Below are 19,149 nucleotides of genomic sequence, written 5' to 3'. Positions count from 1 at the left end.
GAGCAGCAAGGAACTGGCGCGAGAGCGCGCGGAAACAGAGTTTCCGCGGCACTGGGTCGCCGACGTTCTCACGTCGGACGGCGGCGTCGTGCACCTGCGGCCCATCGTGCCCTCGGACTCCGAGGCCATCGTGGCTTTTCACGGACGACTGTCGGAGCGCACCAGATACCTTCGGTACTTCGGCCCCTATCCGACGATGCCGCAGCGGGACGTTCTGAACTTCACCACTGTCGACCATCACGACCGTGTGGCCTTCGTCGCAGTACTGGGCGACGACATCATCGCGGTCGGCCGGTACGAGCGGCTACCCGAGGGCGACGGCAACTCGGCCGAGGTTGCATTCGTCGTCGCCGACGCCCACCAGGGCCGCGGACTCGGACCCATCCTGCTCGAGCACCTCGCGGGCGCGGCCGCCGAGAACGGCGTCAACATGTTCGTCGCCGAGGTGCTGGCCGAGAACCGCAACATGGTCACCGTGTTCCGGGAGGCCGGATATCAGGTGAGCCGTTCCTTCGAGGGCGGCGTCCTACGGCTGGAATTCGCGATCGATCCGAGCGAGGCGTTGCTGTCGGTGCGGAACTCTCGCGAGCGCGCAGCCGAGGCCCGTAGCGTTCGAAACGTACTCAGCCCTCGATCGGTCGCCGTCATCGGCGCATCGACCGACAGCTCCAAGGTGGGCAACGCGGTGCTGGCGAACTTGCTCGCCGGTAACTTCACGGGCCCGGTGTACCCCGTCAACGCCGACCACCGCTCGGTGCGCGGTGTCCGCGCGTACGCCACGGTGCACGACATCCCGGACCCGGTCGACCTTGCTATCGCGGCGGTTCCGGCCGATGCCATCGACGCGGTGCTCGACGACTGCCTGGACAAAGGTGTCAAAGCACTGCTGGTGGTGTCGGGTGGATTCGGCGAGACCGGGCCTGCGGGGCAGGAGAGCGAGCGCAGGCTGGTGCTCGCCGCCCGTGCCCACGGGATGCGATTGATCGGGCCCAACGCGCTCGGCGTCGCGAACACCGACCCGGAGTTCGGGTTGAACGCCACATTGGCGCCGCATCTGCCGACCCCGGGCAACGTCGGCTTCTTCTGCCAGTCCGGCGCGCTCGGCATCGCAATTCTCGACGAGGCAGCCAATCGCCGACTGGGTCTGTCGACATTCGTCTCTGCCGGCAACCGAGCGGACGTCTCGGGCAACGACCTGTTGCAGTACTGGGACTCCGACCCGGCGACCGAGGTGATTCTGCTGTACCTGGAGAGCTTCGGAAATCCCCGCAAATTCACCCGAATCGCTCGACGGGTCGCGCGCAGCAAGCCGATCATCGCGGTCAAGAGCGGCCGCGGAGCCGTACCACCCGCACACGCCATCGGTGCCGACATCGACGATTCCATCGTCCGAGCGTTGTTCGCCCAAGCCGGAGTGATCCAGGTCGACACCATCTCCGAATTGTTCGACTGTGCAGTACTGTTCGGCAACCAACCCTTGCCGGCCGGCCCACGCGTGGCCGTCGTGGGCAACTCCACGGCCCTGGGAGTCCTGGCCGTGGACGCCGCTCGCGCCAAAGGCTTGCATGCCGATATCCCGACCGACGTCGGACCGCAGGCCGGTCCCGAGGATTTTGCCGCGGCCGTCTCGTCGGCACTGGCCGCCTCCGACATCGATGCAGTGATCGTCGTGTTCGTGCCCCCGGTCGCGGTCGAGGTCGAACCGTTCGCGACTGCGCTGGGCAATGCGGTCCGGGGATCCGACAAGCCGGTGCTGTCGACATTCCTTGCCACCGAAGGTATCCCGGATGTGCTGGCTGTACGCGGGCCCGGCGGGCACCCGGTTCGGGGCTCAGTTCCGTCGTATTCGAGCCCCGAACGAGCCGTGGCGGCACTCGCCGCCGCGTGGCGGTATTCGTCCTGGCGCTCGCGGCCGGTGTCGAATCTGGTTCGACCCAAGAGCATCGACGGCGATCGCGCCAAGCAGCTGGTCCGGGATTGGCGTTCGGCAGGTGGCCAAGGGCGCTGGCTGTCGGATTTCGAGACTGCCGAACTGTTGGCCTGTTACGGCCTCGACGTCGTGGCGTTCCGCGCCGTCACCGACGAGAACGAGGCCGTCGCGGCGGCCGACGAACTGGGGTACCCGGTTGCCGTGAAGGCGACAGGGAAGCGGTGGCGGCACCGGCCCGATCTGGGCGGTGTCCGCTTGGACGTCGCCGACGCCTCGGCAGTACGGGTGGCATACCGCAACCTGGCCGCCGAATCCGGAGAGCCGCTACTGCATGTCCAGCGCATGGCAGTCAAGGGAATCGGCTGCGTGGTGCGGGTTCAGGACGACCCGTCGTTCGGATCGCTCATCTCGTTCGGTCTGGCCGGAGTGATCTCGGATCTGTTGGGCGACCGTGCCTACCGTGTGCTGCCGTTGACCGAGGACGAAGCGGCACAGTTGATCGACGCGCCGAAGGCTGCTCCGCTGTTGTCGGGCTATCGAAACGCCGTGCCGGTCAACAAGAGTGCGCTGATCGACCTCGTCCAGCGCATATCTGCGCTGGCCGAGGACATTCCCGACATCCGTGAGATTTCATGCGAACCGGTGCTGGCATCCGCCGACGGCGCATACATCACCGATGCGCGAGTACGAATCGGGCCCGAACCGACGAAGGCAGACCTGGGTCCCCGACGATTGCGTTGACGAGGACTGTGTCGCCGAAAACGAGAGAAGCGGCGACCGAGCCGACGTCCCGAGGGGAAAGAACGTCGGTTCGGCCACCGCGTCGGATGGCGCGAACAGGAGTGGTCACCGTCGCTCCACCGGTCGGAGAACCGGAATCAGCTGGCGTACGAACGCAACTTCTCGGCGCGGTCACCCTGGCGAAGCTTGACCATCACCTCGCGCTCGATCTGACGCACGCGCTCGCGAGACAGTCCGAAGAGCTTGCCGATCTGATCGAGGGTGCGCGGCTGGCCGTCGTCCAAGCCGTAGCGCAGACGAATGACCTGCTGCTCACGTTCGTCGAGAGTGCCGAGCACGACGCGAACGTCGCTGTGCAGCAGCCCGGCGATGACGGCGTTCTCGGCGGACGTGGCTTCCGAGTCCTCGATGAAGTCACCCAGCGGCGCTTCCTCGTCGCTACCCACCGGCATGTCGAGGCTGACCGGATCCCGGCTGTGGTCGAGCAGATCCGCAATCTTCTCGACTGCGATGCCCGATTCACTCGACAGCTCCTCGTCGGTTGCCTCGCGTCCGAGCTGCTGATGCAGCTCCCGCTTGATCCGGGCGAGTTTGTTGACCTGCTCGACGAGGTGGACGGGGAGCCGAATCGTTCGGCTCTGATCTGCCATGCCGCGAGTGATGGCCTGACGGATCCACCACGTTGCGTAGGTCGAGAACTTGAAGCCCTTCGCGTAGTCGAACTTCTCCATGGCGCGAATCAGACCCAGGTTGCCCTCCTGGATCAGGTCGAGCAACGGCATTCCGCGACCGGTGTAGCGCTTGGCGAGCGAGACGACCAACCGGAGGTTTGCTTCGAGCAGATGGCTGCGCGCCGCACTTCCGTCTCGGACGATGATGGCCAGGTTGCGCTTCTTGACTGCGCTCAACCGCTTCGTGTTCTCGAGAACCTGCTTGGCGTACAGACCCGCCTCGATCCTCTTGGCCAGGTCGACCTCTTCTTCAGCCGTCAGCAACGCGGTGCGGCCGATGCCGTTGAGGTACACGCGAACGAGATCGGCTGCTGGGCTCTGGGCGTCCAGATCGGCATCGGTGGGCCGCGGACGAATCGTGGTGCTGGGGCTGGTCATGACTTGCCTCCTGGTCGGTGGTGTCTCACAGGTTCAACGCTCGGGACGCTCCGATAAGTTCCCACGCCGATCCTTGTGATACCCGCCTGACCAGGGAATACGGCGGGTCCGTCCTGAGAAGTTGCTGAGAACGTTCGCAGCGGGAACGGCAGCGCAGCCCCAGGTCCGTTCAGCGAGCCGGCAACACGAGTCCGTGCCGCACCAGACCCTGCATCAGCGTCACCGCATTCCCCGCCAGTTCGTCGGCATCCTCACCGTGCGCGGCGGCGAGCAGCTCGACCAGTTCGCCCACCGCGAGCCCACCCGGACGCAGGCCTGCCAGAAGCGCGGCACCGAGCTCGTCGACGTCGTGCTGCCACTGTGGTCCGTTTCCGCGGTGGACACGGATCGCCACCGGAGCCCAGCCCTCGTCGCCGGGAAGAAACACCCGTTCGAGCGCGGTGTTGGGGTCGAGAGTCAATACCGAGTCGAGAATGTCGTTGTCACGGAGCCACTCGAGCCGAGAGAAATACTCGAGCGACTCGTTCCCGAGCGGGTCGGAGAACCCGTGCGTCAACTCCTCGGCGAGCAGATCCGTCGGAGAGTCCGTCTTGCGTAGATAGACGAACCCGAAACCGACGCCCTCGACACCCGCGGCGGCGAAATGATCGAGCCAGGACTGGGCCACCGCGGCCGCATCGGGGTCGCGCGGGTCCAAACCGCCGTCGCGCATCCAGGTGCCCACATACAGAGCGGGGTCTGCCACGTCACGCTCGACCACCCAGGCGTCGACGCCGTGGGCGGGAAGCCAGGACGCCACTCTCGTACGCCAGTCCTCGCCCTCGATGTGCACCCACGACGCGAGGATGGCAGCAGTCCCACCGAGGGTGAGGTGCTCGGGTGCCTGGGCGATCATCAATGCGCTCGCACCGTCGAGGTCGAGGCCGGAATCTCGGTACGAGTGCAGTACTTCGGCTCGTCCCACGACGAACGGGGGATTGGCGACGATCCGATCGAACGTACGTCCGGCCACCGGCTCGAACCACGAACCGTGCAGCAATTCGACGTCGAGACCGTTGAGGGCCGTCGTCGCTGCCGCCAGATCCATCGAACGCGGGCTGATGTCGGTCGCGGTGACCGTCGTTGCGTAGTCGCACGCGTGGACGGCTTGGACGCCGCATCCGGTTCCGACGTCGAGGACGGTGTCCACTGGCGAGGTCGGTGTACCGCGCAACAACGACAGCGACGCCTGGCCGACGCCAAGCACATGATCGGTGGCCGTGTCGGCGACGCGCATGCTGCCGTCGGGATCGGAGACGATCCACCGGGTTCCGTGCCCGGCGTCGAGGGGCCGGATGTCGAGCAGGGTGCGCACCGTGGATCCGGTACGAGCGAGAATGCCGGCCGAGATGGCTTCGGAGACGGTCAGCGGTGCGAGAGCGGCCGCGACCTCGTCCTCGGGACAGTCGTCGACCAGCAGGAACAATCGCACCAAGACACCCAGATCTCCGCCCCCGCCGAGGCTCGCATTGCGGACCGGTACCGGTTCGCTGCGTCCCAGTGCGGCGTGGGCGTCAGAGCCCAGCAACCTCAGGACGCCGTCGGCGTCGTAACCCGCGCGATCGAAGGCTTCACGGAGGGCAGCGGCGGCAGCGACCAGTGGGGACGGAGAAATCTGTGCGTTCACCGAGCAAGTGTCGCACCGCCTGTCGGCTTCCTGTCAGTCCTCGCCGGCTTCGATCACGCGGTGATTGCTCGATTCGATGGCCGGACTGTCGATGGTCCGGTAGTCGTACCGGCTCATTTCGTCCTTGGTACGCGGCGGCCGATCGTTCGCGATCAACACCGCCATCCATGGGAGCGGAATGGACAGACCGACGATCGCCATGGATATCCATGGGTTCATCCACATTCCGTATGCCAGTGCAGCGAGCACCAAGGCCGGTATGCGGAAGGACATGATGAACATGTACTTGCGGACACGCGCTTTGTGCTGCTCTTCCACCGACTGTTGCGCCTCGGTGATCAGGACGGGCCCATCCGGCGAGTCGCTGTACGCGCTTCCGTCGAACCCTGGGGTTCTCGTCATACCTCCACTGTGGCACTACCGCTCACAGATTGCATACGACGAGCTGTGCGACCGGTTCGAACACAGTGTGGCGACGGATTAATCTGTGTTCATGAGCACTCAGACGAAGGACCGTCCCGACATCGCTCCGGACGAAACCACCGACGATGACCGGCCGAAATTCTTCCATTACGTCAAGAAGAACAAGATCGCCGAAAGCGCCGTCATGGGTACCCATGTGGTAGCGCTGTGCGGCGAGGTGTTTCCGGTCACCAAGTCTGCAAAACCGGGCTCACCGGTGTGCCCGGACTGCAAAAAGGTCTACGAGGGCCTCAAGAAGGGCGAGTGACGGCTCACGTTCGACGGTGACTCCGCCGGGCCCGACCGTCACTGAGACGGTTCGGGCCGGTCGGATCGCTGCCGATCGCCGACGACTCCGATCGGCCCTGCGGGTTTGATCGGCCCTGTGACTTTGATCGGGCCTGTAGCCAAACGCCGTGCTACCGCGGTCACCGGTCCCGACGGCTTGTCGTCCGCCGCTGCCTGCGCTGCGAGCCACTCACGCATTTGATCCATTCGGGTTGCTCTGGCCGGCCAGAACTCCTGGATCGTCGCGTTGAACTCGGCTCCGAGGACCACGGCGAAGCCGAGAAAGAACGTGAAGAGCAGAAACGCGATCGGAGTTGCCAGCGCACCGTAGGTGTAGCCGGTGCTGGTGACCCAGGTCAGGTACCGGCGGAGTACGGCGCTGGCAATCATGAAGAACACCCCGGCCAGCAGTGCTCCGCCGAGCAGACGATGCCAGGGCAGTGACGTGTGCAACGCCAGCTTGTACAACGTGGTCAGGCCGATGATCAGCAGCAAGCCGACGGCCGGGTAGTACAGGAAGTCGACGAGTTCGCTGCCGACGGTCAGCCACGAATCGGGCAGTATCTGCTGGACGTACACCGGTCCGAGTGCGACGAGCGGAAGCACGAACACCGCGATGATCAGGAAGCCGACGTACAGGAGCAGCGCGAAGAACCGCTGCCAGACGGGATTTCGAGCGTCGGCCTGTCCGTGTGCTTCGACGATGGAGTCAACGAACGTCGAGATCGCCGACGAGCCCGCCCACAGCGAGAGCAGAAAGCCGACCGAGACGATTTCGCCACTGCCCTGTGCGAGTACGTCTCGGACGGTCGGCGCGATGATCTGATCGACGACACTGCTGCTGAAGAGCGTGTTGCTGAAGGTGATGATCTTCGACTCGATGATGTCGACGGTGTTGGGGCCGAACCATCCTCCGACGAAACCGAGACTGCCCAGCACCCCGAGCAGAAGGGGCGGTAGCGACAGCGTCTGCCAGAAGGCGGCGGTCGCGGCCTTGCTGAAGATCGAATCGTCCCAGGCCTTGCCGAGCGTGCGCAGAGTCACTTTCCACACCGCACGTAGCGGGTTTCTCGCCGACAATCGCGGCGGCGTGGGAGTTGGGCCTGCAGACTCGCTCATGGTGCCTCCAGCATTCCTGACCGATGCCGACTTCGCCTAACGACCGACGCGCCGTGTCGCGTCCGACATCACCCCAGCGATGCGGGATCCGTCGGTACGGAGCGATAGGCTCCTCGGCGGACACTGCAGGGCTACCGAGAGCGCGAGGAATTTACATCGATGCCAGGAACCGGCGGCCAGTGAGCGCTGACATGTTCGATCCCACACCACCATCCACCGATCAGACGGCTGCGCCCGTCGCCGGCGGGGCACCTCTACGTGCCTGGCAGCGACGCGCGCTGACGAAGTATCTCGTCGCCTCGCCCAAGGACTTCCTGGCGGTGGCGACCCCGGGTGCAGGTAAGACCACGTTCGCCCTGCGCGTCGCCGCCGAACTGCTCGCGCACCGCACCGTCGATCAGGTGACGGTGGTGGCACCCACCGAGCACCTCAAGCATCAGTGGGCCGAGTCGGCGGCGCGGGTGGGCATCGCGTTGGACTCACGCTTCTCCAACTCGACCGGGCAGACCTCGAGTGACTACCACGGTGTGGTGGTGACCTACGCCCAGATCGCCTCGCATCCGTTCAAGCACCGAGTGCGCACGGAGGCCCGCAAGACTCTGGTGATCCTCGACGAGATCCACCACGGTGGTGACGCGAAGAGCTGGGGCGAGGGCATCCGCGAAGCGTTCGGCGACGCCACCCGACGCCTTGCGTTGACGGGTACTCCGTTCCGCAGCGACGACAGTCCCATTCCGTTCGTCAATTACGAACCGGATCAGGACGGCCTGATGCGGTCGAAGGCCGATCACGCGTACGGCTACTCCGACGCCCTCGCCGACGGAGTCGTTCGCCCGGTCGTCTTCCTCGCGTATTCCGGGGAGGCACGGTGGCGGGACAGCGCAGGCGAGGAGTACACCGCTCGGTTGGGCGAGCCGCTGAATGCGGAGCAGACCGCACGGGCCTGGCGTACCGCCCTCGACCCGCAGGGCGACTGGATGCCTGCGGTGCTGTTGGCTGCGAACACACGATTGGCACAGTTGCGGTCGGGCGGTATGCCCGACGCAGGTGGTCTCGTGATCGCGACCGACCAGACGGTGGCGCGGGCCTACGCCAAGCTGATCGAGGTGATCACGGGGGAGACGCCGACCCTCGTCCTCTCCGACGACCCCACATCCTCGGCTCGTATCGCCGAGTTCGGCAAGAGTGATCAGCGGTGGATGGTTGCCGTTCGCATGGTGTCCGAGGGTGTCGACGTTCCGCGTCTCGCCGTCGGCGTCTACGCCACCAGTGCATCCACTCCGCTGTACTTCGCGCAGGCAATCGGTCGTTTCGTGCGATCACGCCGTAAGGGCGAGACGGCGAGCGTCTTCCTGCCGTCGGTACCGGTCCTGCTCGACCTCGCCTCACAGCTCGAGGCTCAGCGCGACCATATTCTCGGCAAGCCCCACCGCGAGAAGGACGGCTTCGACGACGAGCTGCTGGCCGACGCCAACAAGCAGAAGGACGAGCTGGGCGAGGAAGAGAAGGCGTACACCTCCCTCGGCGCGGATGCCGAGCTCGATCAGGTGATCTACGACGGGTCCTCGTTCGGGACCGCGACGTTCTCGGGCAGCGACGAAGAAGCCGACTATCTCGGGCTCCCCGGCCTGCTCGACGCGACGCAGATGCGCGACCTGCTTCGCCAGCGTCAGCAGGAGCAGATCGACAAACCCGCTGCGGGCCCGGCGGTCCCCGCGCCTGCCGTCGTCAACGACAGGGCCACCAGTGCCGGCCAGTTGGCCGGCCTGAGGCGGGAATTGAACAGTTTGGTTGCGGTGTACCACCACCGGACGGGGAAGCCGCACGGCGTCATTCACGGCGATCTGCGTCGAATCTGCGGTGGCCCGCCGACGGCGATGGCATCGGCGGAGCAGCTGGGTGAGCGAATCGCACAGTTGCGCAAGATGTAGCACCCGACGGACGAGTGCTGCCGGCGGACTGTGCCGGTGACACGACAACGACGGACGGTCCAGAGACCGTCCGTCGTTGTGATCGTGCGTTGATGCAGTTGTATCGGTACAGCTGTGGCGAACTGGCGTCCCCCGACGAGTCGGTGGGTTACACCGTGGAGTCCGATTCGGTCATCACCGTTGCGTTCACTTCACGCAAGCGGGCTTCGTGCTCGGTGGCGTGGTGACCGCAGAAGAGAAGCTCTCCACCGGTCGAGAGCACGACACGCGCGCGAGCCCCTGCACCGCACCGGTCGCACCGGTCCGCTGCTGTCAATTGTGGGCTGGTCAATGTTCCGGGCATGACTCCTCCGTACTGGCTTGCGGGTATGTCCCGTTCGCCTGGGGCCGGTCCGCCGCGTCGGTATGGCGCGGTTCGTTCACTCTGTCAGACGTATGGCGGTCACGCGTTGTTCCCGAGCGCGTTTCTTTGTGTTGTCACTAACACGAAACATGTCCTACGAGCAGGAACGCCGTGGATCCTGTTCGCTGACAGCTGATCCGGAATCGGACGGGTGGCGGCAGTAGGGTCCCGGTGTGGCTTCGACTTCTTCCTCGCTGTCCGGCGCTTCGAGGCTGGGTATCCCGTCGCTGTTCGTGATCGGTGCCGTATGCATGTACGTCGGTGCGGCCATCGGAGTGTTCCTGTTCGACACGGTGAACCCGGCTGCGGTGGCCTGGCTGCGGGGCTTCGGTGCTGCTGTCGTCCTGATCGCCTGGCGTAGGCCGTGGCGTCGGCGCGGCGGTGCCGGGTCCGTATGGACGGTACGACGCGCGGTGACCGCCGCCGCGTTCGGAGCGGCCACCATCGGCATGAACGTGATGTTCTACGAGGCCATCGCTCGGCTGCCCCTGGGTGCGGCGGTCGCCATCGAGTTTCTGGGCCCGATCGTCGTCGCCGCAGCAGGATCTCGGAAGCTCACCGATGCACTCGCGGTCGTTCTGGTGGTCGCCGGCGTTGCTGCCATCGCGTCGGCTCAGTTCGAGGGCGGCGAGGTGGGATTGATCGGAATCGCGTTCGCGCTCGGTTCGGCGGCTCTGTGGGCGGCGTACATCGTGCTGGGCAAGTCCGTGGCCGACGCCGGGCAGGGGCTCGACGACATGGCCGCCGGTTTCGGAATCGCATCGGTGGTTCTCGCCGTGCCGCTGTTCGCACCGTTCGCATTCGCGCACACCGACGTTCTGAGCGACTGGCGCATCTGGGTTCTGGGCCTGGGCGTCGGATTGCTGTCGAGCGTCGTTCCGTACGTTCTCGACCAGTACGTCCTGGTCCGAGTGGGTCGGGCTCGCTTCGCGTTGCTGTTGGCGTTGCTGCCCGCGACCGCGACTGTCGTCGGTGCCGTGGTGCTGACCCAGGTGCCGACGCTGCTCGAGTCCCTGGGAATCCTTGCCGTCATCGCCGCAGTGGTGCTCGGCGGCCTGCCGGGCCGAACGCGCGGTGGGGCACCCACGCTGCCCCCGCCCTGACTTCCAGGACACGGCTCGGGGACGCGCGGGGTAGGGGACACGAGGCCCCGAGAACCCGGCACAATGGCGGTGTGACCGAACGAACCGACGTCCTCGTACATCTGTGCACCACGGAGGAGTGGTCGAGAATCCGGGGCGGTACCGAGTACACGCCGGAGTCGTTCGCCGAACTGGGTTTCGTTCACCTCTCCACGCCCGAGCAGGTGCATCTGCCCGCGAACCGGCTCTTCCCAGGACGCACCGATCTGGTGCTGCTGGCGCTGGACCCAGCGCGGTTGAGTGCGCCGGTGCAGTGGGAGCCGGGTGTGCCGTCCGACCCGCAGTCGATGCTGTTTCCGCACCTGTACGGACCGCTACCGCTCGTGGCCGTCACTGCCGCCGTCGAGTACCGACCGGGGCCAGCCGGGGATTTCGGGACGCCCGTGCTCTGACCGAAAGCCTGGCAGTCGCCAGCAACGAGAAGCGACCGCCGATCCGAAGATCGACGGTCGCTTGTCGTTCGAAGATTGTCAGTCCAGGTAGTCGCGCAGAACCTGGGACCGCGACGGGTGCCGCAGCTTCGACATCGTCTTGGACTCGATCTGACGAATTCGCTCGCGGGTGACTCCGTACACCTGCCCGATCTCGTCGAGGGTGCGGGGCTGTCCATCGGTGAGGCCGAAGCGCAGGCGGACCACGCCTGCTTCTCGCTCGGAGAGCGTCTCGAGCACCGACTGAAGCTGATCCTGCAGAAGCGTGAACGACACCGCGTCGACCGCGACGACAGCTTCGGAGTCCTCGATGAAGTCCCCGAGCTGGCTGTCACCCTCGTCACCGATGGTCTGGTCGAGGGAAATCGGCTCGCGAGCGTACTGCTGGATCTCCAGCACCTTCTCGGGCGTGATGTCCATCTCCTTGGCGAGTTCTTCGGGAGTGGGCTCGCGGCCCAGATCCTGCAGGAGCTCACGCTGGATGCGTCCGAGCTTGTTGATGACCTCGACCATGTGCACCGGGATACGAATGGTGCGGGCCTGGTCTGCCATGGCACGAGTGATGGCCTGGCGGATCCACCAGGTGGCATACGTCGAGAACTTGTAGCCCTTGGTGTAGTCGAACTTCTCGACTGCGCGAATCAGACCCAGGTTGCCCTCCTGGATGAGATCCAGGAACGCCATGCCGCGGCCCGTGTAGCGCTTGGCCAGCGATACGACGAGGCGGAGGTTTGCCTCGAGCAGGTGGTTCTTGGCGCGGTTGCCGTCACGGCAGATCCAGGTCATGTCACGCCGCTGGGCGACGGGGAGCTTCTCGCCCTTCTCCGCGGACTCGCGCATCTTCTCGACGGCGAACAGTCCTGCCTCGATCCGCTTGGCGAGCTCGACCTCTTCCTCGGCGTTGAGAAGGGCGACCTTGCCGATCTGCTTGAGGTACGCGCGGACCGAGTCCGCCGATGCGGTGAGCTCGGCGTCCTTGCGGGCCTGACGCAGCGCTTCGGATTCCTCTTCGTCCCAGACGAAGTCTCCCGACGCCTTGTCCTCGGCGGTCGGCTCGCTCGTTGCGTCTTCTTCGGTGTCGTCGCCTGCGGCGACGACCTCGACGACGTCGTTCGCTGCGGCGGCGAGATCACCTTCGGAGATGTCGATGTCTTCGATTCCCGGGGTGCTCTCGTCGACGTCATCGCCGGTGGCGGGAGCTGCTGTCTTCTTCGCTGCGGCCTTCTTGGCCGGTGCCTTCTTGGCGGCGGCGCGTTTGGCCGGTGCCTTCTTAGCCGGTGCCTTCGCGGCGGGTGCCTTGACAGCAGGTTCAGGTGTCGCAGTTCCAGGTTCGGAATCTACGGTCTGACGGATATCGGTGGCTGCCACGTACGCCCTTTCGTGACGAAGTCGTGCGGCGTCACGCCAGAGTTGTTTCCGGCGGAGAGGTCTTCGGATTCGGCCGGCTGCGTACCGGCACACACCATTGTAACGACCTCTCAGGAGTTTGTTACCTACCCTCGTCCTTCGCAGGTGGCGACACCGCGTGTCAGTGCGGAGATCCAGCCGATGTACCGGTCTCGGCAGACGCGACGGCACTGTCCGCAGCGAGGGCCGCTCCGACGATGCCCGCCGTGTTCAGCAGGGTCGCGGGGACCACCGGAGTTCGGTTGGTCAGGTGGGGAATCCACTTCTCGCTCTTGCGACTGATTCCGCCACCGGCAATGAACAGGTCGGGCCACAGCAGCGCCTCGAACGTCGCGAGCACGGTGGAGACCTCTTTTGCCCATTCCTTGTAGGACAGCCCCTTGTTCTCCTTCACCGAGGACGCCGCGCGATGCTCGGCTTCCTTGCCACCGATCTCCATGTGTCCGAACTCGGTGTTCGGCAGCAGAACCCCGTTGTGCAGAACGGCGGAACCGATCCCGGTGCCGAACGTGAGCAGAACGACGACCCCGTCCTTGCCCTTGCCGCCGCCGTACTTGTCCTCGGCGACCCCGGCGGCATCCGCGTCGTTGAGGACGGTGATGTTCTCGTTTCCGATGGCCTTCGCGAACAGTGCGCGCGCATCGGTGTCGATCCAGCTCTTGTCGATGTTGGCGGCCGAACGAGCCACACCGTTGGTGACCACCGCGGGCAGAGTGACGCCGATCGGTCCGGTCCACTCGAAATGAGCGACGATCTCGGCCACGGTCCGCGCGACGGCGTCGGGGGTCGAGGGCTGAGGCGTCTCGATCTTGTAGCGATCGCCCACGAGCTCACCGGTGTTCAGGTCGACGATGCCGCCCTTGATGCCGCTGCCACCGACGTCGACGCCGAACCCGTGACGCTCGGCCGTCGCCGCGGTGCTGTTGTCCGAACCTGGCTGTGTCATGTCGATGCCGCTCCTGGCCTGATCGAATTCGTGTGTGCCGTCGCTTCGGAACAATAGTGCCGTCCGTTCGTCGGCGTGACGCCGACGCTGTAGCGGACGGCCCGCCGAGTGCCGCGGTGGTGCCGCGCCGGCGAAGTGTGTTGCGATGTACGCGTGCCGAAACATGACGGAACGCAGACCCACACCGCCACTGAGCAATTGCCGCAGACGCCGGCAACCGTAGAACGGTCGGATACCGAACCGACGACACGTGATGTGGAGGCACTGCGCGGGGTCGCCGTTCGGGTTGCCACGGAGGCAGCCGAACACGTGCGAACGCGTCGTCCGCAGGTGTTCGGTGACAGTGCCGACGCGGAGGCAGAGGCCGTGCAGACGAAAAGCACACCGACCGATCCGGTCACCGTCGTGGACACCGAAACCGAACGTGTTCTTCGCGAATTGCTGGCGCAGCTGCGTCCCGGCGATGCCGTCCTCGGCGAGGAGGAAGGTGGCGGGGACGAATCCGTCGCCGGAGTTCGATGGGTGCTGGATCCGATCGACGGAACCGTCAACTTCATGTACGGAATTCCTGCGTACGCGGTCTCTGTTGCGGTGCAGATCGACGGAGTGAGCGTGGCAGGGGCCGTCGTCGACGTGGCCCGCGACGTGGTCTATTCCGCCGCGCAGGGGCACGGTTCGACGGCTCGGTACGCAGACGGTCGTATCGAACGGCTGCAGTGTTCGGGTGTGAACGAATTGTCGATGACGTTGTTGGCCACCGGATTCGGGTACGGATCACGACGCCGCGCGGCGCAGGGCGCGATCATCGCCGAACTGCTGCCGAAGGTGCGAGATATTCGCCGAATCGGTTCTGCAGCACTGGATCTGTGCATGGTCGCGTCCGGTGCCGTCGACGCACACTTCGAGCACGGGCTCAGCCCGTGGGACTGGGCGGCGGGGTCGCTGATCGCTGCCGAGGCCGGAGCCCTCGTCGATGTGCCCGCAGCGACGTCGACGAGTGCGGACGGCGTCGTCACCGTGGCGATGGCCCCGGGAATCGCCGAACCCCTGACTGCCGCCCTACGACTCGTCGGCGCACTCGATCCGATTCCGAGCTGACGGACTGGTCCGTCTCAGCAGTGCAACCGTCTCAGCAGCGCGATCGACTCAGCAACGAGACTGACGCGCGGCGGCGAGCAGATCGGGGTCGAGGGGCTGCGGCGCGGCACCGGGGGCTGCGCCCGCCAGCGTGCGTAGCACTTCCTCTGCGTCGTCGTTCGGCTGAATCTCGCTGAAGTAGGTGCCGAGTGCCAGATCCACCGAGTCGTCGGTCCTCGAGTCCTCGATGAGTTCTGCACACGGTGCGAGGAGCCACACTGCGCTCGCGGCACCGATGCCCGCGGATCCGAATCGGATCTGGCCTTGGCACTGCATGTTCTGGTCGACGTAGACGGGATCGTTGCCCACCTGCACGTCCGGAGCGCTCGCGAAGCCGTAGTCACTGAGCTGAGCCGCCACGTGTGCAGCTTGGCCGCGTTCGCCGTTGGCGTTGAACACTCGTACCTTCGATGCCGACAGGGCGGCAGGCTCGACGTCGAGAAGTGTCGTCGGGTCGACTTCCTCGCCGAGGGCAACCGGCTGCGTTCCGTCGGTGGCAGCGGTCGTGGTCGGGGTGTTGCATTCGGCAGTGGCCGATGTCGTCTCGGTGGTGGTGAACACCTTGACCCACACGACCACAGCGAGCAGAGCGAGTACTGCGAACACGGCGATGATCGGAAGTGCGCGGCGTCGACGGAACGGACGGCCGCGGTCGTCGACCGGCTGGCCTTCGGTGATCAGAGAAACCACAGTGATTCTTCGCCTTTCCGTCGGCAGTCGCCGAGACCGGTACACGGAGTCGGTTCACACCGACGCGTGCCTACTGTAGATGCCCGCGGTCCTCGGCGACGGCACACTCGGCCGCGAGGTTGCCGAAAGCAGTGCACGCGACCCGTTTGCACCGCGAAAACCAGCAGCAGAACTGCTTCTGCGGACTGCGGAATGAAGCCGGTGATCTCGGTGTTGATGCGGCGTGCACGGAGGCAATGAAGTGATCGGCGATTCGGTTTCGGCTTTGGGGTCGGCGTCGGCTATTGTCTGGCGGCCGCAGTGCTTAAGAAACAGAAAGCTGCCGGTGAATCGTCGATCAGGTGAGCGAAATCTCGATCGAGTTTCAACCGGCGGAATTCGGGAACTACCCGGTGTAGTTTCCGGCACCGCGTGATGAACCTGTTCGATCGAGAATCAAATCGGTGGGAGCGAGCAAGCGCCCTCTTCACAGCCGACGGCCACAAGCCGACCACACCGGCAGCTTCCACCACACACACGCACGAAGATGAGGGGTTACGAGAACAATGGCAACCGATTACGACGCTCCGAGAAGAACAGAATCCGACGACGTCTCGGAGGACTCTCTCGAAGAACTGAAGGCTCGCCGCAACGAGGCGCAGTCCGCAGTCGTCGATGTGGACGAGTCAGACACCGCCGAGTCCTTCGAGCTCCCGGGTGCCGACCTGTCCGGCGAAGAGCTTTCGGTCCGGGTGGTTCCCAAGCAGGCGGACGAATTCACCTGTTCGAGCTGCTTCCTGGTGCACCACCGCAGTCGACTGGCCAGCGATGCCAACGGTGTCCTCATGTGCCGGGACTGCGCTGCCTGATCGACGGCAGACCCTGATCGAGGGCAGCCGATGCCCGGCCGAGCGGCCGGGCAGTGAGGTTTCGCAGCGAGAGTCCGACGGCTGGGTCAGCGGGCTTCCACGCCGTGGGCACTGAGCACGGCGAGTAGATCCTCCGGCCGCTTGGTGCTGATCAACCAGTAGGGCGTCGGGTCGTCCGGGTCGTCCAGTACGACGATCACCATCTGTTTCACCCAGGTGCGGTGCTGTACGAAGGCAAGCGGGTCCAGCTGCCTTCCCAGCGCCGCACTTTTTGCTGTCGCGGGCACCACGGCTGCCTTGGACGCGACATCGAGAGGCAGATGCGCTTTGCCGACCCGTAGTTCGAGGCCGGCGGACGACGACCCGGTCGAGTCAGAGCTCGGATCGGTGGCCACCACCTGCACACGTAACCTGCTGAACGCCACCAGAGCCCAGGCGACCAGGGGCAGGAGCAACACGTAGGGCAGCCAGGCGCGAACACCGGGGGCACCCATGTGTACCTCCGCTGCCAGTAGTACCGCCAGCGCTGCGCCGGCCACCCACCACCAGAGGGGTACCCACAGTCGTTCGGCGTAGAGCACCGACTCCGAGCCGGGGGAACCGGCACGCGAGGTGGGGTCGTCGGACTCGGGGTTCGCCCGATCGGCCTGTCGATCTGCAGTCACCCCACCCAGGGTAGTCGCCGCGCCGACGGCGAAGCAGATCAGCGTAGTCTCGTTCGACGTGAGTGACGAAGTCATCGAGTCCCGCAACACGCTTTCCGGCGACCAGCTCGAGGTGCCCCGGGACCGCCCCGGGGAGGTTCGACTTCGCCGGTTGGACCCAGATCTACCGGTTCCCACGCGTGCGCACGAGGGTGACGCGGGTGTGGATCTGCGGATCACCGCCCCAGTGACGATCGCTCCCGGCGAACGGGTTCTCGTGGGCACGGGGATTGCGGTGGCCTTGCCCCTCGGGATGGTGGGGCTGATCCACCCGCGCTCGGGCCTGGCGGCCAAATCGGGACTGTCGGTCGTCAACACCCCTGGCACCATCGACGCTGGATACCGCGGGGAGATCAAGGTCTGCTTGATCAACCACGATCTCCGGACGCCCATCGTGCTCGATCGCGGCGATCGAATCGCTCAGTTGGTGGTGCAGCGCGTCGAATTGGTCGAGTTCGTCGAAGTGGATCGACTCGACGACACCGTTCGAGGGGACGGCGGTCACGGCTCGACCGGCGGACATGCGAGTCTGGTGCAGTGACGTCCTACGTAGTGCGTCTGTCGCGACGGTCGTCGGTGTACAGCGAACTGAATGCAACCGAGAAGAAGAGAGCTGAACATGTTCGGACGGCGTAAGAAGAACGACGCCGGCAGTGCCTCCGCGTCCAGCGCGGAGCCATTCGTCGACGGCCGCGACGACGACAACGACGATGCGACCGCGGACACCACCGTCGAGGGGCCCCACGATCTCGGTGATCTGGACGAGGATCGCGAGAGCGTCGCGGCGAACCGGCTGGATCTCGGCTCTGTGTTGATCCCTCTCCCCGAGGGCGGGCAACTGCAGGTCGAGATGTCTCAGGCGGGCAGCCCGCAGGCAGTACACATCGTCACCCAGTTCGGGCGCATCACCATCGCCGCCTACGCTGCCCCGAAGTCTCCGGGGCAGTGGCGCGAGGTGGCGGCCGATCTGGCGACATCGCTCCGCAACGACAAGGCCGAGACGACCGTGGAGACCGGACCGTGGGGCCGCGAGTTGGTCGGTGTCACCGCCAACGCCGATCTGCGCTTCATCGGTGTCGACGGGTATCGCTGGATGGTTCGATGCGTCCTCGCCGGGCCGTCGGGCGCGGTGGCGGAGGGCCAGCCCCTGGTCCAGCTCGCGCACTCGATTCTTCGACAGACCGTCGTCGACCGCGGCACCGATCCACACCCGGTGCGTACTCCGTTGCCGGTGGTTCTGCCGCAGGTATTGGCCGAGCAACTGGCGGCTGCCGCGCAGCAGCAAGCAGCGCAGCAGGCCGCGCCGGCGCAGCCCACCGCCCCTGATGCGAACACCGATGCGGCGCAGCAGCAGTCGACTCCGCAACCGAACGCCGAACAACCCGGTGCCGAGCGCGCTCCGCGCCGCGGAGCGTCCGGATCGGCGATTCAGCAACTGGGGGGCTGATCGGCGTCAGACGTCGTGCGCCGCGGTCAGAGCGTCGACGGCTTCTCGGCCCAGGACCCCCGGGTCGAGTCCGATGTCCGTCAAAGTCACGGTCCGCAGTACGCCTCTCGGCAGGGCGCGAGCCCACTGCTCCGCAACCGCGATCGGATGCACCGGGTCGTCCACCGCGCCGACCACGACGGTCGGCGCGTCGATCCGCGCGAGACGGTCCAACTCCGGGCCTCGGTACGAGGCCGCCTCGTCCAACGCGCGGGGGAGCGCCGGCCACTGCGACGCCCAGGATCGCGCCAGGGTGCGCGCGAGCCATTCTGGGCTCGACTCGGCCATGGTCCCCGTGACGCTGTCGAGCCCGTGTTCGCGAAGCGACCCAGCCGTGAACCGTGCACTCAGTGCAGCCGGTGAGCCGGTGGGATCGCCCGTCCACGCCGGCAGCGCCAGCGCCAACGCGACGACACTCGAGCGGTTGCGTTCGGCCCAGTGCGCCGCGACGGCTGCACCCAGTGAGATTCCGGCGACCACGACGGGACCGTGCGCGCGTACAGCCTCGTCGAGTGCACCGAGATAGCTCCCCACCACGCCGGTCGGGTCGGGTTCCACGGCGACAGTGGCCAATCCCACAACGTCGAACGCCTGCCCGAATGCCTCCTGTGCGAACTGCGCGTCCGATCCCGTCCCCGGTAGAACGATCGCGGTGGAGGTCTTGAATCGGGTGTGCACGAGACGATTGTGCACGCCCCCGTTCGACGGC

Annotated in this window: 19 protein-coding genes; 9 read left to right on the top strand and 10 right to left on the bottom strand. The window is 65.8% G+C overall.

Translation table 11 applies throughout. The annotated features are described in order from the left end of the window. Nucleotides 1-13: 13 nt before the first annotated feature. The gene (locus J2X62_RS15790; protein ID WP_027496877.1) at nucleotides 14-2,671 is read left to right on the top strand and encodes a bifunctional GNAT family N-acetyltransferase/acetate--CoA ligase family protein; all 2,658 of its coding nucleotides are present in this window, start codon (nucleotides 14-16) and stop codon (nucleotides 2,669-2,671) included. A gap of 137 nt (nucleotides 2,672-2,808) precedes the next feature. Here the strand turns inward: J2X62_RS15790 and J2X62_RS15785 are convergent, their stop codons facing one another. The 3 genes from J2X62_RS15785 to J2X62_RS15775 all read right to left on the bottom strand — a co-directional run bounded on the left by J2X62_RS15785 (nucleotide 2,809) and on the right by J2X62_RS15775 (nucleotide 5,848). Continuing rightward, nucleotides 2,809-3,780 carry a sigma-70 family RNA polymerase sigma factor gene (locus J2X62_RS15785; protein ID WP_027496878.1) on the bottom strand — a complete coding sequence of 324 codons (972 nt, stop codon included), beginning with the start codon at nucleotides 3,778-3,780 and terminating at the stop codon, nucleotides 2,809-2,811. A gap of 169 nt (nucleotides 3,781-3,949) precedes the next feature. Beyond that, a complete protein-coding gene (locus J2X62_RS15780) occupies nucleotides 3,950-5,434 on the bottom strand; it encodes a class I SAM-dependent methyltransferase (protein ID WP_310181817.1) in 1,485 nt (494 codons plus the stop codon). Nucleotides 5,435-5,479: 45 nt separating this feature from the next. Beyond that, complete coding sequence (locus J2X62_RS15775; protein WP_027496880.1) at nucleotides 5,480-5,848, bottom strand: DUF3099 domain-containing protein; 369 nt, start codon at nucleotides 5,846-5,848, stop codon at nucleotides 5,480-5,482. Between the two features lie 91 nt (nucleotides 5,849-5,939). Here J2X62_RS15775 and J2X62_RS15770 point away from each other — a divergent pair, with 91 nt between their 5' ends. Next, nucleotides 5,940-6,176, top strand: coding sequence for a DUF3039 domain-containing protein (locus J2X62_RS15770; RefSeq protein WP_027496881.1), 237 nt, complete (start codon nucleotides 5,940-5,942; stop codon nucleotides 6,174-6,176). A gap of 38 nt (nucleotides 6,177-6,214) precedes the next feature. On the opposite strand, the gene J2X62_RS15765 is transcribed toward J2X62_RS15770, so the two are convergent. After that, nucleotides 6,215-7,315 (bottom strand): YihY/virulence factor BrkB family protein, encoded by a 1,101-nt coding sequence (locus J2X62_RS15765; protein ID WP_052053314.1) that lies wholly within the window; start codon nucleotides 7,313-7,315, stop codon nucleotides 6,215-6,217. A 191-nt stretch (nucleotides 7,316-7,506) separates the two neighbouring features. On the opposite strand from J2X62_RS15765, the gene J2X62_RS15760 reads away from it, so the two are divergent. Beyond that, on the top strand, nucleotides 7,507-9,246 hold the full coding sequence (locus tag J2X62_RS15760; protein WP_027496883.1) for a DEAD/DEAH box helicase: 1,740 nt from the start codon (nucleotides 7,507-7,509) through the stop codon (nucleotides 9,244-9,246). 148 nt (nucleotides 9,247-9,394) lie between these two features. On the opposite strand, the gene J2X62_RS15755 is transcribed toward J2X62_RS15760, so the two are convergent. Continuing rightward, the gene (locus J2X62_RS15755) at nucleotides 9,395-9,589 is read right to left on the bottom strand and encodes a hypothetical protein (protein WP_027496884.1); all 195 of its coding nucleotides are present in this window, start codon (nucleotides 9,587-9,589) and stop codon (nucleotides 9,395-9,397) included. Between the two features lie 233 nt (nucleotides 9,590-9,822). Between J2X62_RS15755 and J2X62_RS15750 the strand changes: the two genes are divergently transcribed. Next, nucleotides 9,823-10,752, top strand: a complete 930-nt coding sequence (locus J2X62_RS15750) for a DMT family transporter (protein WP_052054722.1) — start codon at nucleotides 9,823-9,825, stop codon at nucleotides 10,750-10,752. Between the two features lie 71 nt (nucleotides 10,753-10,823). Next, nucleotides 10,824-11,183, top strand: coding sequence for a DUF952 domain-containing protein (locus J2X62_RS15745; RefSeq protein WP_027496886.1), 360 nt, complete (start codon nucleotides 10,824-10,826; stop codon nucleotides 11,181-11,183). Between the two features lie 78 nt (nucleotides 11,184-11,261). Here J2X62_RS15745 and J2X62_RS15740 read toward each other — a convergent pair whose 3' ends face one another. Both J2X62_RS15740 and ppgK read right to left on the bottom strand, forming a co-directional pair. Then, nucleotides 11,262-12,590 (bottom strand): RNA polymerase sigma factor, encoded by a 1,329-nt coding sequence (locus J2X62_RS15740; protein WP_032365052.1) that lies wholly within the window; start codon nucleotides 12,588-12,590, stop codon nucleotides 11,262-11,264. Nucleotides 12,591-12,750: 160 nt separating this feature from the next. Beyond that, nucleotides 12,751-13,575, bottom strand: a complete 825-nt coding sequence (ppgK, locus tag J2X62_RS15735) for a polyphosphate--glucose phosphotransferase (protein WP_048318496.1) — start codon at nucleotides 13,573-13,575, stop codon at nucleotides 12,751-12,753. A 198-nt stretch (nucleotides 13,576-13,773) separates the two neighbouring features. Between ppgK and J2X62_RS15730 the strand changes: the two genes are divergently transcribed. Continuing rightward, the gene (locus J2X62_RS15730) at nucleotides 13,774-14,673 is read left to right on the top strand and encodes an inositol monophosphatase family protein (RefSeq protein WP_371832737.1); all 900 of its coding nucleotides are present in this window, start codon (nucleotides 13,774-13,776) and stop codon (nucleotides 14,671-14,673) included. Nucleotides 14,674-14,721: 48 nt separating this feature from the next. Here J2X62_RS15730 and cei read toward each other — a convergent pair whose 3' ends face one another. Continuing rightward, nucleotides 14,722-15,402: an envelope integrity protein Cei gene (cei, locus tag J2X62_RS15725; RefSeq protein ID WP_027496890.1), complete on the bottom strand. Its 681-nt coding sequence runs from the start codon at nucleotides 15,400-15,402 to the stop codon at nucleotides 14,722-14,724. Between the two features lie 545 nt (nucleotides 15,403-15,947). Here cei and J2X62_RS15720 point away from each other — a divergent pair. Beyond that, nucleotides 15,948-16,250 (top strand): DUF4193 domain-containing protein, encoded by a 303-nt coding sequence (locus J2X62_RS15720; protein WP_027496891.1) that lies wholly within the window; start codon nucleotides 15,948-15,950, stop codon nucleotides 16,248-16,250. An 86-nt stretch (nucleotides 16,251-16,336) separates the two neighbouring features. On the opposite strand, the gene J2X62_RS15715 is transcribed toward J2X62_RS15720, so the two are convergent. After that, nucleotides 16,337-16,831 (bottom strand): DUF3093 domain-containing protein, encoded by a 495-nt coding sequence (locus J2X62_RS15715; RefSeq protein ID WP_032370616.1) that lies wholly within the window; start codon nucleotides 16,829-16,831, stop codon nucleotides 16,337-16,339. Between the two features lie 196 nt (nucleotides 16,832-17,027). Between J2X62_RS15715 and dut the strand changes: the two genes are divergently transcribed. Together dut and J2X62_RS15705 are read left to right on the top strand one after the other, a co-directional pair. Further along, entirely contained in the window at nucleotides 17,028-17,495 is a 468-nt protein-coding gene (gene dut, locus J2X62_RS15710; RefSeq protein WP_222086766.1) for a dUTP diphosphatase, read from the top strand. 78 nt (nucleotides 17,496-17,573) lie between these two features. After that, complete coding sequence (locus tag J2X62_RS15705) at nucleotides 17,574-18,401, top strand: DUF3710 domain-containing protein (RefSeq protein WP_027496894.1); 828 nt, start codon at nucleotides 17,574-17,576, stop codon at nucleotides 18,399-18,401. A 6-nt stretch (nucleotides 18,402-18,407) separates the two neighbouring features. Here J2X62_RS15705 and J2X62_RS15700 read toward each other — a convergent pair whose 3' ends face one another. Then, nucleotides 18,408-19,118 (bottom strand): alpha/beta fold hydrolase, encoded by a 711-nt coding sequence (locus J2X62_RS15700; protein WP_027496895.1) that lies wholly within the window; start codon nucleotides 19,116-19,118, stop codon nucleotides 18,408-18,410. Nucleotides 19,119-19,149: the final 31 nt, after the last annotated feature.

Origin of the sequence: Rhodococcus sp. 3258 (assembly GCF_031456475.1) — a bacterium.
In the GTDB taxonomy this organism is placed as follows: domain Bacteria; phylum Actinomycetota; class Actinomycetes; order Mycobacteriales; family Mycobacteriaceae; genus Rhodococcoides; species Rhodococcoides fascians.
The sequence above is the reverse complement of the archived record's forward strand: the minus strand, read 5'-3'. Positions and strand labels throughout refer to the sequence as shown.

What these genes read in the sequence shown, in the direction of transcription:
- J2X62_RS15785 (WP_027496878.1), bottom strand. Translation starts at nt 3,780, where the DNA reads ATGACCAGCCCCAGCACCACGATTCGTCCGCGGCCCACCGATGCCGAT.
- J2X62_RS15775 (WP_027496880.1), bottom strand. Translation starts at nt 5,848, where the DNA reads ATGACGAGAACCCCAGGGTTCGACGGAAGCGCGTACAGCGACTCGCCG.
- J2X62_RS15770 (WP_027496881.1), top strand. Translation starts at nt 5,940, where the DNA reads ATGAGCACTCAGACGAAGGACCGTCCCGACATCGCTCCGGACGAAACC.
- J2X62_RS15765 (WP_052053314.1), bottom strand. Translation starts at nt 7,315, where the DNA reads ATGAGCGAGTCTGCAGGCCCAACTCCCACGCCGCCGCGATTGTCGGCG.
- J2X62_RS15760 (WP_027496883.1), top strand. Translation starts at nt 7,507, where the DNA reads ATGTTCGATCCCACACCACCATCCACCGATCAGACGGCTGCGCCCGTC.
- J2X62_RS15755 (WP_027496884.1), bottom strand. Translation starts at nt 9,589, where the DNA reads ATGCCCGGAACATTGACCAGCCCACAATTGACAGCAGCGGACCGGTGC.
- ppgK (WP_048318496.1), bottom strand. Translation starts at nt 13,575, where the DNA reads ATGACACAGCCAGGTTCGGACAACAGCACCGCGGCGACGGCCGAGCGT.
- J2X62_RS15720 (WP_027496891.1), top strand. Translation starts at nt 15,948, where the DNA reads ATGGCAACCGATTACGACGCTCCGAGAAGAACAGAATCCGACGACGTC.
- J2X62_RS15705 (WP_027496894.1), top strand. Translation starts at nt 17,574, where the DNA reads ATGTTCGGACGGCGTAAGAAGAACGACGCCGGCAGTGCCTCCGCGTCC.